Annotated in this window: 9 protein-coding genes; 6 read left to right on the top strand and 3 right to left on the bottom strand. The window is 65.6% G+C overall.

Translation table 11 applies throughout. The features are described from left to right. The coding region (locus QTI51_RS37100; RefSeq protein WP_286547704.1) for a GAF domain-containing sensor histidine kinase at window positions 1-1,168 on the top strand (1,168 nt) is incomplete at its 5' end. Between the two features lie 344 nt (window positions 1,169-1,512). Further along, window positions 1,513-1,662: a hypothetical protein gene (locus QTI51_RS37105; RefSeq protein WP_286517842.1), complete on the top strand. Its 150-nt coding sequence runs from the start codon at window positions 1,513-1,515 to the stop codon at window positions 1,660-1,662. A gap of 653 nt (window positions 1,663-2,315) precedes the next feature. On the opposite strand, the gene QTI51_RS37110 is transcribed toward QTI51_RS37105, so the two are convergent. From QTI51_RS37110 to QTI51_RS37120, 3 genes are all read right to left on the bottom strand, one after another. Continuing rightward, a complete protein-coding gene (locus QTI51_RS37110) occupies window positions 2,316-4,712 on the bottom strand; it encodes a catecholate siderophore receptor Fiu (protein WP_286517841.1) in 2,397 nt (798 codons plus the stop codon). A 499-nt stretch (window positions 4,713-5,211) separates the two neighbouring features. Then, window positions 5,212-5,499, bottom strand: a complete 288-nt coding sequence (locus QTI51_RS37115; protein WP_286517840.1) for a hypothetical protein — start codon at window positions 5,497-5,499, stop codon at window positions 5,212-5,214. Between the two features lie 62 nt (window positions 5,500-5,561). Beyond that, entirely contained in the window at window positions 5,562-6,485 is a 924-nt protein-coding gene (locus QTI51_RS37120; RefSeq protein WP_286517839.1) for an SOS response-associated peptidase family protein, read from the bottom strand. Window positions 6,486-6,886: 401 nt separating this feature from the next. On the opposite strand from QTI51_RS37120, the gene QTI51_RS37125 reads away from it, so the two are divergent. The 4 genes from QTI51_RS37125 (at window position 6,887) to QTI51_RS37140 (ending at window position 15,455) form a co-directional block, all read left to right on the top strand. Continuing rightward, window positions 6,887-7,132 (top strand): hypothetical protein, encoded by a 246-nt coding sequence (locus tag QTI51_RS37125; protein ID WP_286517838.1) that lies wholly within the window; start codon window positions 6,887-6,889, stop codon window positions 7,130-7,132. Between the two features lie 345 nt (window positions 7,133-7,477). Next, entirely contained in the window at window positions 7,478-7,750 is a 273-nt protein-coding gene (locus QTI51_RS37130) for a hypothetical protein (protein WP_286547705.1), read from the top strand. Between the two features lie 95 nt (window positions 7,751-7,845). Beyond that, window positions 7,846-8,064: a hypothetical protein gene (locus tag QTI51_RS37135; protein WP_286517833.1), complete on the top strand. Its 219-nt coding sequence runs from the start codon at window positions 7,846-7,848 to the stop codon at window positions 8,062-8,064. A 677-nt stretch (window positions 8,065-8,741) separates the two neighbouring features. Continuing rightward, complete coding sequence (locus tag QTI51_RS37140) at window positions 8,742-15,455, top strand: autotransporter-associated beta strand repeat-containing protein (protein ID WP_286517831.1); 6,714 nt, start codon at window positions 8,742-8,744, stop codon at window positions 15,453-15,455. Window positions 15,456-15,660 lie beyond the last annotated feature (205 nt).

The raw sequence follows: 15,660 nt of genomic DNA on the forward strand, positions 1-15,660 counted from the left end.
CGCCCTGGCGAGCCTGGCCGGGCCGCTGGCCGCGGCGTTCGAGGCCCAGGCCGCGGTGATCGCCGAGCAGTCGCGCCTGCATGTGGAGGGCGAGATTCCGCACGAGACGGCCGCGGCCGTCGTGCAGTGGTTGTCCGCGGCGCGGGCCAGCGACGAGATCGTGACGCTGCACGAGCGCGCCAGCCTGCCCGAGCACCTGCAGCCGCTGTGCGGCGTGTGGTGCGGCTTTCTGGCGCTGCGCTTCGACGCCATCGACAACGGCTGGCTGCTGCTCGCGCGTAAGGAACAGATCGAGACCATCAACTGGGGCGGCAAGCCCGAGAAGCACTACGTGTCGGGCCCGCTGGGCCCGCGCCTGACGCCGCGCGGCTCGTTCGACATCTGGAAGCAGACCGTGAGCGACACCAGCGTGCCGTGGGGCGCGCCTGAAGTCGAATTCGCGGGGCAGCTGCGCGACGAGCTGATTCGCGCCAGTGCGGCGCGCAATGCCGAGGTTTACAAATCTCGAAATGAGCTGATTGCCGTGCTGGGGCATGACCTGCGCGACCCGTTGCAGGCGATTTCCATGGCCGCCAAGCTGATGGAACGCAGCCTGCCCGAGGGCAACACGGTGGGCGAGCGTCTGGGGCAGCGCATCCAGTCGTCGAGCAGCCGCATGGGGCGCCTGATTGGCCAGGTGCTGGATGCGTCACGCCTGCAGAGCGGTCTCGGGCTGCAGGTGCAGGCGGTGCCGATGGACATCGCCCGCTTGCTGGAAGACGCGATGGACGAGGCCCTGACGGCCTACCCTGGTTCGCAGATCGAGCTGAAGGCGCCGAAGTCGCTCGCCATGGTCGGCGACCCGGACCGCATGGCCCAGCTCATCGGCAACCTCGTGAGCAATGCGCGCCACCACGGCTTGCCCGGCGAACCGGTGCGCGTGGCGCTAGAACAAGAAGGCAATGTGGTGGTGCTCCGGGTCGCGAACACGGCGCCGGCCATCGACGCGGCCCTGGTGCCCGAGCTGTTCAGCGCGTTCAAGCGTCGCATCGGGCCGAACGAACGCAACAAGAGCGGGCTCGGGCTGGGCCTGCACATCGCGCAGGCCATCGTGAAGTCGCACAACGGGAGCATCGCGTACAGCCATGTCGATGGACAGGTGGTGTTCACGGTGCGGATTCCAAGGTGAATCACATATCTGGGGCCGCGTAGAGTGCAGTTTTAACGGGCTATCGATACTAGAAGCAGCCCACGCCAACCACCCGAACAACTTGACAATGATTTTGGTATTTAAGTCACGGCCCCTCACACCCAGGCGGGCGTGGCCGGTGCAGTGGTGCGCAGCGAGCGAATCGAGGACGTACTCAAGTGCCAATTGCGTCCGCTGAACGTAAGCGTCCAGTCATCCCATCTTCACCGGCCGCACGCGGTTCACTCGGACTGCTGCCGTGCTCCGACGAGCAACGCTTTCTATGAGATGAGGACGGCCAGCAGCAAGAATTTCTCGGCGTCAGTTCGCACGCGGAGGGGGTCGTGCTCGCCGAGGTAGACGGACACGAACGCAAGCAGGCAGCGCTCGGGTGGTCGGCGCAGGACTTTGTGGTCAATTATTCGACGAGGTCTGGCGGCACGCCTTCGGTGAACCTCACCGTCGCCGTCACCCGCCGCAAGCAGGTTTCCTAGAATTTTGTAGAGATCGTTGCCAAGGCGTGCACACAGTGCATCATGGCCTGGAAGGCGACCAGCAGAACGTGGATTGGCACCTCGAGCTGCAGCATGTCGACACCGTTGCGAGGCAACACGAGGGATTGAGGCCAGCGGGTTGGGCTGCTGGACGTGGGTTTCGTCAGCAAGCTCAATCTTTTGCTGCGTGCTCATGCGATCGACGGCGATGGCCCGTAGCTCCGAGCCAGCTTTCAAGATGGTCGATCTGGAGGCTCACGGGAGTTCAACGAATCCGACACAGTGCCATCCCTGCGATGTTTTGGATGGGAGGCGACAGCACAAGCGTGTCGCATTATTCTGCCGATGGTGGGGCGAGGCACATGCCGATGCGTAGCATCCTCCACCGGCTTGCATCTCCACTGGTTGCAGGCCGCTTCGCTGGCGACGTTGTAGATCTGCGTATCGCGCCTCGCAGCTCGGCAACGAGCATGGTCCGGCGTTCAGGTGAATGCCCTCGGCCTGGCACACCCAGCGGGAGCGATGAACGACGTTGACGCCCGAAAAGGCGAACGGCCACAGGGGTCAGAGCCCTGTGGCCGTCCTAACCAAAGAATCACGACCTTGGAGGGGATTCGTGCGTCATCGGCTGTAAAAATTATCGCGCGCAGCGATCAAAACGCGAAGTTCGCGGTGACCTTGTAAGAGCGCGGCACGCCCGGCGTGTAGCGGTAGCCGCTCTTGTTGATGGATGCCACGTAGTCCTTGTCGAACAAGTTGTAAACGTTGAACTGGATGTCGATGTTCTTGTTGATCCGGTAGGACGCCATGGCGTCGACCACCCAGTACGCGTCGACGAAAGCCGGCGTTCCCACCGCGCCGTCGGTGCCGCGCGAGAGCTTTCCGTTGTAGCGTGCGCCGCCGCCGACGGTCAGGCCGAACGGCAGCTGGTACGTGGTCCACAGCGTGAACGCCTTCTTCGGCGTGTAGGCAAGGGCGGTGGAGCCGTCGGCCAGCACCGAGGGGCCGCTCAGCACGCGGGTGTTCATGGTTGTGAAGCCCGAGGTCACGCCCCAGTTCTCGGTGATGGCGCCCGACACGCCCAGCTCCACGCCCTGCACGCGCTTCTTGCCGGTCTGGTAGTACTGCTGCGAGACCGAGTCCTGCACCACCTCGTTGCTCACGTCGGTGCGGTACAGCGCGGCCGTCAGCGCCACGCGCTTGTTCAGCACGTCCCACTTGGTGCCGAGCTCGTAGGTCTTGGCCTTCTGCGGCAGGAAGTCGGTGCGAGCGGCGCTGTTGCCGGTGCCGCCGGCGGCCAGCTGGAAGTTGGCGCCGCCCGGTGGCTGCGCCGCCGTGCCGTAGGCCGCGTACACGCTGCTGTTCTCGGTCGGCTTGTAGACCAGGCCGATCTTGCCGGACAGCAGGTTGTCGGAGAGCTTCAGGTTGGTCGGCGCGATCGTCGCGGTCTGCGGGCCGTTGCCGGTGCGTGCCAGCGTCAGCGCGGTGGCGTCGTAGGTGGTCGAGTAGTGGTCGTAGCGCAGGCCGGCGGTCAGCTGCCATTGCTCGTTGAACTTCAGCGTGTCGAAGGCGTACAGGCCGATGGTGTCGGTGCTGCCGTCGGAGCCCGTGCCGTTGGGAACGCGGTTGTAGCCGCTCACATAGGGGTTCGGGTTGTACAGGTTGGCGGCAGGCCACGAACCGGCCGCGGCCAGCGTGGTGCCCACGCTGGCGAAGCCCGGCGCGTAGAAGTTGTTGGCGCGCTGCGTCTCGCGAATGAACTCGAGGCCACCATTGAACGAGTGGCCGATGCCGCCCGTGTCGAACTTGGCCGACACGCTCGTCTGGTTGGTGAAGATCGTGTTTTCCTGGTCCTTGTTGGTCGGCAGGTTGCGCGTGACGGTCCAGCTGGCGGGCAGCGTCGGAATGACGGTGTTCAAGAAGCCCGCGTTGGCGGCCGGCAGCGTGCCCACGCCGTTCGTCGACGTCAGGCCACCGCCCATGAACGACGTCAGCATGTAGTCCTGCGAGGTCTTGCCGTAGCGCGTGGTGTTGCGGATGGTGACGTCGGGCGTCAGGTCGTGCTCGATGCGCGCGGTGAACATGTCCGCCGTGACGTTGTCGAAGTCGGAGCTGGTGCCGTAGAAGTTGCTCGAGTCCACGCGCTGCGCGGCATTCAGGTAGGTGCGGCGGGTCAGGCCGCTGCGGATCGCCGTGGCGTCGGGCGTGGTGTAGCCCGGCAGGCCGATAGTGGGCACGCCGCCGTCGGGAACGTTGTTCTGCTTGACGTGCAGGTAGTCCAGGAAGATGCGTGTCGGGCTGTTCAGGCCGAGTGCGATCGAGGGCGCGATGGCCTCGCGCTTGTTCTTCACGAAGTCGCGCCCGGCCACGCCGGCGTCTTCGACCACGGCGTTCAGGCGGAATGCCGCGCCGATGCCGTTGGCGCTGCTGAGCGACTTGTTCCAGTCGACGCTGCCGCGCTTGAAGTCCGCGCTGCCGAAGCTGAGCGATCCCAGGAAGCTGTCTTCCAGCTTGGGTTTCTTGGTCACGAGGTTGATGTAGCCGGTCGGCGAGGTGCGCCCCACGTCGGTGCCCGACGGGCCCTTCACGACCTCGACCTGGTCGATGTTGAACACGTCGCGCGACACCGAGCCCAGGTCGCGAATGCCATCCACGAAGATCGCGCTGGAGCTGTCGAAGCCGCGCATGAACACCGCATCGCCGGTGTTGGTGGCGCCGTTTTCCCCGAGGAAGAACGTGCCCACGCCGGGCGTGTTGCGCAGCGCCTCGGTCAGTGTGGTCGCGCCCTGGTCGCGAATGACCTGTTCCTTGATGACCTGGATGGTCTGGGGTGTGTTCACCAGCGGTGCCGTGAACTTGGGGTTGGCGGAGGTGTCGGTTTTGTAGTCGGTGACGGAAGACGAGTCCTGCACGCGCACTTCGGGCAGCGCGTTCGACGACTGAGCGAAGGCGGATGAGGAGGCGATGGCCATGAGCGTGGCAGCGGCGGCGCCGGACAGGTGTGGAACTGCGCGCGCAACGGTGTGTTTGCGGCTCTTGATGTAGGCCATGAAGTTTTTCTCCGAAAGGGGGCGGCGGCTAGGACTCGACTGGCGACGTCCTGACGGCGGCGTTCTCGCGGAGAAGCTGGGCGGACTGGCTGGGTGAGTCGATTTACAAAGTGTTTGCAAATCGCTGAGAATGATATTGGTTCTCAATACCAAAAGCACAGCTTTGTTTTCAGCCCAGCGGGGTTTCGCCTGTTCCTGTTGTCGGTTGGCAACAAAAAATGGAACGCTGGTCAGCGCCTACGGCGCCAGTGCACCCTCTACTTACCGGAATGCGCGCACGCGTCCGTCCCCTTGGTTGCTGAACTGCAGCGTCGCCACGGCTCAAGGTTGCCTATCTGAAGAGCATGCACTGGGCGGCTATCGGATGTATCTCTAAGACTTCGAGCCGGCGCGCGTCGATACATGCATGACCAAGCTTCCACGTATGTGCCCGGTACCAGCACTGAATGGTGCGACAACTCATCACGGCTGCGTGAGCGCTACGCACGGGGCACACAAATCAAGATGTTTGCAGCCGCTTGCTCAAACGATACAAATACCAACCGGACGCCGCCATCACCAAGCCGACATACAAAATGACCAGGGCGGCTGCCGACCCCCACCCGGAATGGGAAGACGCCAATGTTGCGAACAACGAGTCGCGGGGCAACTGAACAATGCCCCACATGAGAACCAGCGGGATGGCGCGGAGCACTACGGCAGTCCACCCGCACCACCAGAGTTCGCGCCCGCGTTGCCGAATGGCGCGACAGTTTCCGTCGAAGAATTCCAGTAGCCAGTCGTCCATTCGCTTCCTCCTCGTATTCACAGAGAGTATCCGCAGCGCTCGTTGGCCCCTATCGAAACGCGTCAGGCCGCAAGGCGGTGTTCGTAGTACGGGCGCGCGCGGTCATCGAGGATGGCGTACTGCTCATCCGGCTTTCCCAAGTCTGGCCGCAACCAGGCGTCGATGTTTTCGGGCTTGAGGGGGATGGGGCAACGGTCGTGCCCAGCTGCGCGGATCTCGTCCGGCGGCTCGTCCATGATCACGGCGAACGAGAGAAGGTCGGGCTGGCCAGGCGCCGTCCACCTGGACCACAGGCACGCGAGCCACATGTCTTGCGCTGGCTGTGGCATGAATTTGAGGATCGTGTCCTTGCCATCGCGATCGACGTGTTCGTAGAAGGCGTTGATGACCAGCACCCCGTGCGTCACGCCGAACTGGTTCCGCCAGAAGCCCTCCAGGTTGTCGCGCCGGGCGTTGTAGGTGCCCGGGTAGAGCACATCGAAGTTCGCGGGCTTGCCAGCGGGCCGGCAGTGGTAGCGCATCGGCTTGACCACGCGCTGTCCGTTCTCCCAGATCATCACCGGCGCATACACGCCCGGAAAGATCCGCGCGTCACGCGATTCGGGCTGCGTGCGTTTGAGGTCAGCCAGCTTGCCCAACCCCCATTCGACTTTTGCCGTCGCGATGCGCACCTCGTTGGTGGCGGTTTTCGTCGTCTTGACCAAGAGCTTGCGCTCAGCGTCGGCCAAGCGCTTTCGCTGCGCGAAGATGTCCTGCTCGAGCTTCAGGGCCTGGTCAGCGTTGAAGGCGTCGATCAGCCCTTTGATCTCACGCTCCTCATCGTTCTCTGGCGCCTCGAAGGCCGCGTCCATCGCCTTGGGGATCTTGACCTTCGGATTGCCTTGGCGCTCGTAGTACAGCTCGGCGAACGCGCGCAGGGTGAGCACGCCGCCGAAGAGGCGAAAGAACTGCTTGTAGTCGGCTCGGATCTGGGCTGAATAGCACATGCGGCAACTCCACAAAAACCCGCAGGCCGCGGGCCAAGGTTCATTGAAACATCGAATCTCTTGGCTTGAGCGATAAGCGCTTGCAGACATCGATTCATGAGTGCTATCAACTGTCCACGCGATCCCGCGCAAAATGAATTTCGAAATGGGCGCAAGTTTGCCGATCGCTTACGGCAGGTTCGTAAGCGAACCAGCGTCAGCCAAAGTCAGAATTCGAGCTGAGCTTGCTTCGGCGCTGCCACGGCTGTTTTTCTCTCGGCAGCGAAAAGCGGGTCAGGCGCATAACGAGTGAACCCAGTGAAGGACGATCCAATGATGACCTTTCTGGACCTAAGCTTATTGCCCACTGGCAGGGCCGGGCGCAACTCAACGGAGGCGATGCACGTCTTCCGGGAGAAGAGATGAATTCGCGCATTCGCCGTATCTCGGTGCTCGTCGATGAGCCCGAACAAGGGCTTTTCTTCTGGGTGCTCATGGAGGAAGGCGGCGAGGCCCCGTTATGGCTTGAGATTGAGTCAGCAGCGCAGGGCTACGACACCTGGCTTGACGCGCTGCAAGCAGGGGCAAGAGCGCTCATTGAGTACGCTTTCGACGAACGCATTGGACCGCGCAAGCTTGCCTGCGACGATGGCGCCGCGCCTGTTTGAGGGGCCGGTGTTCGAGTGCAGTTGGGCCGATCCCGGGTGCATTTTCACGGTCCCGTTTTCAACAATTAGGGTTTTGCGGCCTTTAGGCCTACAGTCGCAACACGCTGAAACAACTAGGGTCGGCGTCGAGATGCTGCTTTTCACGGCCTACGCCGTTTTCATGAGCACCGTGTTCGTACCTCGATTCTCACTTTCGAGCGGCATCTCACCTTCTATCGCACACCGCCCCTAGCCGCTGTGCACGACCGGAAGCGCAAGCACAGCGTGATGCGGAATATCCAGACTGGCAGCGGACGCCTCTTCTCCGCAACCATCGAGGGGGCACGCCCGACTCTTCAGGACACAATGGTGGCCACCAGCGTTTACATCGGGCATCTTGAGGAAGCATTTCCCGATGCTGCCGAGCTGATCGCGTGCTACATCGCCTGGCAGCAGGAGGTGCGCCCAAATCGAGACGGCTACTCGTATGCCGACTCCGACCGTTCACTCCGATGGCAGAAGGCACACGCTGCTGCAGAAGGCGCTGGACGGGCATGGCTCAGCAACCCCTTGCAGCAAACCTTCCAGTTCAGGCTTCACAAGGGTGCGGCGACCACCGGCCAGCCGGTTCGAGCCTAGAAGAAGCGCGTGTGCGCATGTCGCTAGACCCAGGGGCATCGCTTCATGGGCAACCGCCGGTTCATCATTGTGAGCCGCCGACGACAAATGCCTTAATGAGCCAACCCGACTTTTTCAATAACCAAGTCACGATTATCCGAATTCCTTCTTGGCTTGGCCGGGACGTGCATGAAGAGCAAGAGCTTCCGCTGACCCTGGGGGACTACAAGGTGACACTGGGCAACCGCTGGACCGTCACGTCGCTGAAGACGGACGAGGTGGTCTACAACGGCATCGGACCGGTGGAGGTTGTGCGGGAGCGCGCAAAAGCTTGAAGCGATACCGGATGACCAGACTAGTCGCGCGAAACCAAAACGGGTTCAAGCCACTTCGCCGCGGCTGCTTGCGGTGATAGGCGACGACCGAGAGCCGAAGGCAGTCGGCGGCGAAGTTGTCAGGGCAGGAAGCGCTCGACCGCGTCGAGTTTGTCGCCAGCGGCGGAGGACTGCCGAACACCAGAACGGAGCCATCGCCGAACAAGACCGCGGAGGCGGCACTTCGCGCGGTGAACATTGGGCTCGCCGGTGTCCAGACGTCGAGCTCGGGCTTGGGCGAGGCCCAATGTCTCAGATGGGCCCAACGCAGTCCTAGCATTTGCTATATGGCCGACTGTCGCTGCCGATGGTGACAGCGCTGCGCATGCTGAACCCGGCGACGAGCAGCCTAGGAGGCAAGCGCAAAGCTTGCCGTGCTTAACGGCACAAAATTTCGAAAATACTTGGAATTAGGTATGTAAATTTGTGTTTACATCTGTGATATTGCGTTTGCGCCGCGCGCCGCAGAGCGACCGGTTGTCTCAGTTGGCAGCCGCAGCAGCTTCAGCAGCACGAAGGTGAGCTGCGGCACATCGATCGCACGGGATCGCATCCGTGGTGCCGGCTTAGGACGGGCGCCAGCCGCAGCCTTTCCCGGTTTCAAGTCTTAACGCAGAGGGCCATTGCGCCCAGCCTCCATGAACCGAACTCATCGCATCGTTCGCAACCGCCGTACCGGCGCTTGCCAAGCCGTTCCTGAAACCGCCAGTTCGTCGCGTGGCGGCGCACCGGGCTCCGGGCTCACGGTGGGCTCGGCGCTCGCTGCGGTCGCATTGCTTCTCGGCTTGGCGGCCGCACCAGCTCAAGCCGCTCCGATCACCTGGGTCGGGCCCGCTTCGGGCAGCTGGTTCACGCCGACCTACTGGACCGGCGGAGCCCTGCCCACTGCGGTCGACGACGTGTTCATCATTTCCTCGTCCACCGTTCTGTTGACCGCCAACGCGCAAGCGGCGCGAGCGAACTTCGTGGTCTTGGGCAACGGGGGGGCGGCCAGTCTGTCGCTGATTGCGGGCGGCCAGCTGTTTGCGGGTCGAACCTTCGTCGGGGTCGGTAGCAGCGGCGCGTTGACCGTCGACGGCGCAAACACCGTGCTGTCTACCGGTGGCCTGCTGGTGGGCTTCGCCAACACCGGGACGGTCACCATCGGCAATGGCGCTAAGGTGACCACCGGTGCCGGCGGACTGGGCAACGGGTACGCGGTGGAGATCGGCCTCGCGGCAGGAGGCGCGGGCACGCTCAACCTGAACGCCGGAGGCACGCTGGAATTGGGGGGCGCGGGTGCCATGCCCGACGTGATGCCCGGCGCGACTGGGGTCTTCAACTTCGCCGGCGGCACGTTGCGGGTGATCAACGCCGACCTCACCGCCGCCATGCCGGCCACACTCAGTGGCATCACCTCCACGGTCGACACCAACGGCTACAGCGCCACGCTGTCGGGGGTGCTGTCGGGCAGCGGCGCACTGGTCAAGACCGGTGCGGGAACGCTGAGCCTGCTCGGCGCGAATTCCTACAGCGGCGGGACTCGGATCGACCAGGGGGTGCTTGCCATCGCCGACAGCGCGGCGCTGGGCCTTTCCTCCTCCGAGGTGAGGCTCTCAAACGGAGAACTGCGTGGCACCGCCTCCACCACAGTGAACAACCCGCTGACGCTTGCGGGGCCTGCGACGGTATCGGCCGCGACGGGCACGACCCTGGAGTTGGCCGGGCCGCTCTGGTTCAATGCGGACTTCAATGTGGGCGCCCCGGGTCAGACCGGCATCGTGGCGCTGGCCTCGAGTTCGGGCGGCTATTCGATACCAGGCCGCATCCAGGTGAACTATGGCACGCTGCGCATCACGGGCCCCCTCTTTGCCTTCCTGGCGAATGCGGCCCCGGAGACCGCGGTCGCCGCGGGCGCGGTACTCGACCTGAACGACCGTACGTCCTCCGCCTTTTCCATAGCCAACCTGCTTGGCAGCGGGACGGTGCGCACTGGAACGCTCAATACCACCACGGTGGGTGTGGCTGCCGGCGATTTTTCCGGTGTGGTTGAAGGTGCCGGCGGTATCACCCAGGTAGGCACGGGCACCCTGACGCTGCGCGGTGCCAACACCTACACCGGCGGCACGCGTGTCAGTGGCGGCACGCTGGCGCTGGCAGGCAACGGCTCCCTGTCGAACACGGGTGCGGTCATGGTGGACGCGGGCGCCACCTTCGACGTGCAGGCCATCAGTGACGCGTTGACCAGGATCGGCCCGCTCGCCGGTGCGGGTACGGTCGCGCTGGGCGCCAAGTTGCTGCAGGTCAGCGTCAGCAACACAAGCTCTACGTTCTCAGGCAGCGTCGACGGCACCGGTTCGCTCGTCAAGCTGGGTAACGGCACGCTCACCCTGAGCGGTGTCAACGGCTACACAGGGGGCACGGTGGTCAGCCAGGGCACGCTGCAGCTGGCCGGCGGCGGCTCGCTGGCGAGTATGGGACGCGAGACGGTGGCCGGGGGTGCCACCTTCGACGTGCAGACCGTCAGCGGCTCGGGTACAGGCATCGGCTCGCTCGCCGGTGCGGGCACGGTCGCGCTGGGCGCCAAGTCACTGCAAGTCGGGGCCAACAACTCCAGCACCACCTTCTCCGGCGGCATCAGCGGCACCGGTTCGCTCTTCAAGCAAGGCCTTGGCACGCTCACCCTGAGCGGTGTTAACACCTACACCGGAGGCACACGTATCGGTGCCGGTACGCTGGCGCTGGCAGGCGCGGGCGCCCTGTCGAGCACGAGCGCGGTGACTGTCGACGCAGGCGCCACCTTCGATGTGCAGAACATCATTGGATCGGGCCCCGGCATCGGTTCTCTCGCCGGTGGGGGCACCGTAGCGCTGGGCGCCAAGTCGCTGGAAGTCGGCGCCAACGACACCAGCACCAACTTCGCCGGCAGCATCGGCGGCACAGGTTCGCTCGTCAAACAAGGCACCGGCACGCTCACCCTGAGCGGTGTCAACGGCTACACCGGGGGCACGCGTATCGATGCCGGAACGCTGGCGCTGGCAGGCACCGGCGCCCTGTCGAACACGGGCGCGGTGACTGTCGAGGCAGGCGCCACCTTCGACGTGCAGACGATCACCGGTTCGGCCGCCGACATCGGCTCACTCGCGGGTGGGGGCACGGTCGCGCTGGGCGCCAAGTCGCTGCAAGTCGGCGCCAACGACACCAGCACCAGCTTCACCGGCAGCATCGGCGGCACCGGTTCGCTCGTCAAACAAGGCACCGGTACGTTCACTCTGAGCGGTGTCAACGGCTACACAGCGGGCACCGTGGTCAGTCAAGGCGCGCTCCAACTGACCGGCGCCGGCTCGCTGGCGGGCACGGGAAGCATGACGGTTGCCGCGGGCGCCACCTTCGGCCTGTCGGGCCTGCTCGGCGCGGGCATGACGATTGCAGAGCTGTCTGGCGCGGGCACGGTCCAGCTCGGTGACAAGGCTCTGGCGACAGGCACGAATGCAGGCAGCCCGTCGACCTTCTCCGGCGTCATCGAAGGCGTGGGCGGCTCACTGGTGAAGCAGGGCAGCGGTACGCTGTGGCTAGACGGCGTCAACATCTACACCGGCCTCACCACCGTGACCGCGGGCAAGCTGGTAGTGGGCAGTGACGCCACGAAATCGGGCGCGCGCGTCGAGGGCGCGGTGAACGTGAGCACCGGCGCCACCCTGGGCGGCCACGGCAGCATCGGCGGCAACGTGGCAATCGATTCCGGCGCGCATCTGGCGCCAGGCAACTCCCTGGGCACCCTCTCGATCGACAGCAACCTGACTCTCGCGAAGGGCAGCGTGCTCGACTTCGAATTCGGCACGCCTGGCAGCAGCGTCTCGGTGCCTGGGGTGAGCGACAGCGTCGTGGTTGGGGGCGACCTGGCACTCAATGGCGCCACGCTCAACATCAACGACACCGGGGCCATGGGCCGGGGCCTGTACAACCTGTTCAGCTACGGCAGCACACTCACGCAAAGCAACGGCGGCATCACGCTCGGCACGGTGCCCGTCGGCAGCTTCGCGCTCCAGTACCTCACGGGCAGCAAACAGGTCAACCTGATCAGCTTCGATCCCGCGCTGGTGCTGAATTTCTGGAACGCCAACGGCCTGGCCAGTCCGACGCAACTCGGCGGCGGCAGCGGCACCTGGAGCGTGGCGCAGCCGAGCTGGACCGATGCGCAGGGCTCGGTCACCTCCGTGATGCAGCCGCGCCCAGGCTTCGCCATCTTCGGCGGCGCGGCCGGCAGCGTGGTGGTGGATAAATCCGGCGGTGCGGTGTCGGCCAGCGGACTCCAGTTCGCGAGCAACGGCTACGTGCTGTCCGGCGACGCGCTGACGCTGGTGGCCGATGCCGCATCGCCGGGTCCCGTCGAAGTGCGTGTGGGAGATGGCAGCACCGCCAGTGCCGGGTGGAACGCCACCCTGGCCAACGTCATCGCCGGCAGCGATGGCCTAGCGAAGACCGGGGCTGGCACGCTCACGCTGCAAGGCGCCAACACCTACACCGGTGGCACGACAGTGCGCGCCGGCGCGCTGCAGATTTCTTCGGACGCAAATTTGGGCGCCACAAACGGCGGCCTCACGCTCGACGGCGGCGCGCTGCGCATCGCCCCGGGCACGGCGGCGCTGGTGTCCGGGCGCAGCGTGACGCTCGGCGCGGCCGGCGGCACGCTGGACCTGAGCACCAACCTGCTCGCCTTCCTGGGCGGTATCGGCGGCAAGGGCGCATTGACCGTCACGGGCGCCGGCGGCACCCTGGCCGTCGCCATGCCGAACACCTACGAAGGCGGCACCACGGTGCAGGGCGGCGCCAGCATCAGCGTCGCTGGCGGCGGCACGCTGGGCACCGGCGCCGTGCAGCAGCAGGGCAGCGGCACAAAGATCATCTTCACTGCCGGGTCTGGCGCCGGCGCCAACAGCTACAACGTGGGCCGCGCAGGCCACTCCGACACGGACCACTTGCTGTCGTTCACGCAGGACGCCACCGCGGCATCGTCGAAGCTCTTCGTCAACGGCGCAGGCTGGCAGGCGGGCGGCGTCAACTCGTTGCAGTTCGGCGCCACCAGCACCGCGGCCACGTCCACCATCGCCAACCAGGGCGGCACAGTTTTCTTCCAGCAGAACGCCAGCGCGGGCAGCGCCACCATCGTCAATGGCGACAAGAGCCTGTTGAGCTTCGTTGGTGCGGCATCGGCTGGCACCGCGCAGATCGTCAACCAGAGCGGCGGCCTGGTGCGCTTCGAGGACACCGCGTCGGCTTCGAAGGCCAGCATCGCCAACGCGGCGGGCGGCGTGGTCGATGTATCGGGCTCCACGGTCGCTGGCGGCGTCGAATTCGGCGCGCTCTCCGGCGCGGGCGCGCTGGTGCTGGGGGCCACGCAGCTAACGCTTGGACGTGCGAACACCAACGACGTGATCGCCGGCAGCATCAGCGACAAGGGCAGCCTGTTCGTCCAGCCTGGTACGGGCACCGGCGGCTCGCTGGTGAAGGTCGGCAGCGGCACGCTCACGCTGTCGGGGGCCAACAGCTACACCGGCGGCACCGCGCTGCACCAGGGCCGCCTGAACGTCGGCCATAGCCAGGCGCTGGGCACCGGCGCGCTGTCGATGGACGACGACACCACGCTGGGCTTCAGCGCCGACGGCGTGGTGCTCGCCAACGCCGTGAAGCTCACGGGCCAGAACGATCCCGTCATCGACACCGGCGCCTTCAGCGCCACGCTCGCGGGCGCCATCAGCGGCGGCGGCTTCATCACCAAGCAGGGCACGGGCACGCTGACGCTGTCGGGCGCCAACACCTACACCGGTGCGACCAGCGTCGCGCAGGGCACGCTGAAGGCCGGTGCGGCCAACACCTTCAGCGCGGCATCGGCGCACAGCGTGGCCGCTGGCGCCACGCTCGACCTTGCCGGCTTCAACCAGGGCGTGGCCGCGCTCGCCAACAGCGGCACCGTGTCGCTGGTGGGCGCAGTGGCGGGCACCACGCTCACCGTCAACGGCAACTACGTCGGCAACAACGGCGTCTTGAAGCTCGGCACCGCGCTCAGCGGCACCGGCCCTTCGGACCGCTTGGTGATCAACGGCGGCACCGCCAGCGGCAAGACCAGCGTGCAGGTGACCAACCTCGGCGGCCTGGGCGCGCTCACCGCGGGCAACGGCATCGAGGTGGTCACCGCGCAAAGCGGCGCGACCACCACCGCGCAGACCACGAAGGACGCCTTCTCGCTGGCGGGCGGCCATGTCGATGCGGGTGCGTACGAATACCGCCTGTTTGCGGCCGACGCTGCCAACGCGGGCGAGAACTGGTACCTGCGCTCGAGCACAAATGCTGTTACGCCACCAGTCACACCCGCCACACCCGTCAGCCCCTCGGTGCCTGTGATCACCTACCGGCCCGAAGCGTCGCTGTTCGCCTCGCTGCCGAGCCAGCTGCGCCAAGGCAACCTCGCGATGCTGGCCGACCTGCGCAAGCGCGTGGGCGACGACGATGTGAAGGGCACGGCGACAGCCCCGACGGGTTCGGAGCGCCGCGCCTGGGCCCGCGTGCTCTCCACCGACATCGACATCCAGCAAGGCGGCGCCGTGTCGCCGAACAGCAAGGGCCGCCTCACCGGCTTCCAGGCCGGCACCGACCTGCTGGCCACTTCGAACTGGCGCGCCGGCCTGTACGTCGGCCAACTCGACGGCGACGCGCGCGTGAGGGGCTTTGCCAGCGGCATCCAGAACCTGGCCGTGGGCCGCAACGACCTGCGCAGCCAGTACGTGGGCGTCTACGGCACCTACACCGCCGACAGCGGCTTCTACGCCGATGCCGTGGTGCAGTCGGGGCGCCACCGCTACACGGTGGAGCCGCTGCTGAGCTTCGGCACCGGCGGCAAGGGCAACAGCCTGCTGGGCTCCATCGAAGTGGGCCAGGCCTTCGCGCTGGGCGGCAGCGGCTGGAGCGTCGAGCCGCAGCTGCAGCTGATTCACCAGCACATGGACCTGGGCAACTCCGTCATCACCGGCGCGGTGGTGCAGCCGCAGGCCGACAACGGCTGGATCGCGCGGGCCGGCGTGCGGCTGAAGGGCCAGCTCGACACCGGCGTGGGCACGCTGCAGCCGTTTGGCCGTTTCAACGTCTACAAGACGTCGAGCGGCGCGGACATCGCGCGCTTCGTCAACGGTGCCACCAACACGGACATCGCGGCGCCCACGGGCGGCACGAGTTCCGAGCTGGCGGGGGGCTTCACGCTGGCGTTGAGCCCGTCGACGAGCCTGTATGGCGAGCTGGGCAAGCTGTGGGCATCGGGGGGCAATGCGAAGGTGAAGAGCTCGGTCAATGGCTCGCTGGGCGTGCGGGTGAAGTGGTAAGTCGGGGGCGGGCGTGCCGTAAGGCATGAGCCCGCATCTCGGTACCGAGGTCGCGCGACAGCACGCACACATCGTCGGCTGTCGAGATTGCAGGGGACTCGCGCGCTACAAGGCAGCATAGAGACACGATTCAGGCCACACAGCGAGGAAAGCTTCTCGCGTCGATCATCCTTTACGGACACTTCGGAAGCGACGGCGCCTGCCA

The organism is Variovorax sp. J22G73 (assembly GCF_030317035.1).
In the GTDB taxonomy this organism is placed as follows: domain Bacteria; phylum Pseudomonadota; class Gammaproteobacteria; order Burkholderiales; family Burkholderiaceae_C; genus Variovorax.

What these genes read in the sequence shown, in the direction of transcription:
- QTI51_RS37140 (WP_286517831.1), top strand. Translation starts at nt 8,742, where the DNA reads ATGAACCGAACTCATCGCATCGTTCGCAACCGCCGTACCGGCGCTTGC.
- QTI51_RS37130 (WP_286547705.1), top strand. Translation starts at nt 7,478, where the DNA reads ATGGTGGCCACCAGCGTTTACATCGGGCATCTTGAGGAAGCATTTCCC.
- QTI51_RS37110 (WP_286517841.1), bottom strand. Translation starts at nt 4,712, where the DNA reads ATGGCCTACATCAAGAGCCGCAAACACACCGTTGCGCGCGCAGTTCCA.
- QTI51_RS37120 (WP_286517839.1), bottom strand. Translation starts at nt 6,485, where the DNA reads ATGTGCTATTCAGCCCAGATCCGAGCCGACTACAAGCAGTTCTTTCGC.
- QTI51_RS37115 (WP_286517840.1), bottom strand. Translation starts at nt 5,499, where the DNA reads ATGGACGACTGGCTACTGGAATTCTTCGACGGAAACTGTCGCGCCATT.
- QTI51_RS37135 (WP_286517833.1), top strand. Translation starts at nt 7,846, where the DNA reads ATGAGCCAACCCGACTTTTTCAATAACCAAGTCACGATTATCCGAATT.
- QTI51_RS37125 (WP_286517838.1), top strand. Translation starts at nt 6,887, where the DNA reads ATGAATTCGCGCATTCGCCGTATCTCGGTGCTCGTCGATGAGCCCGAA.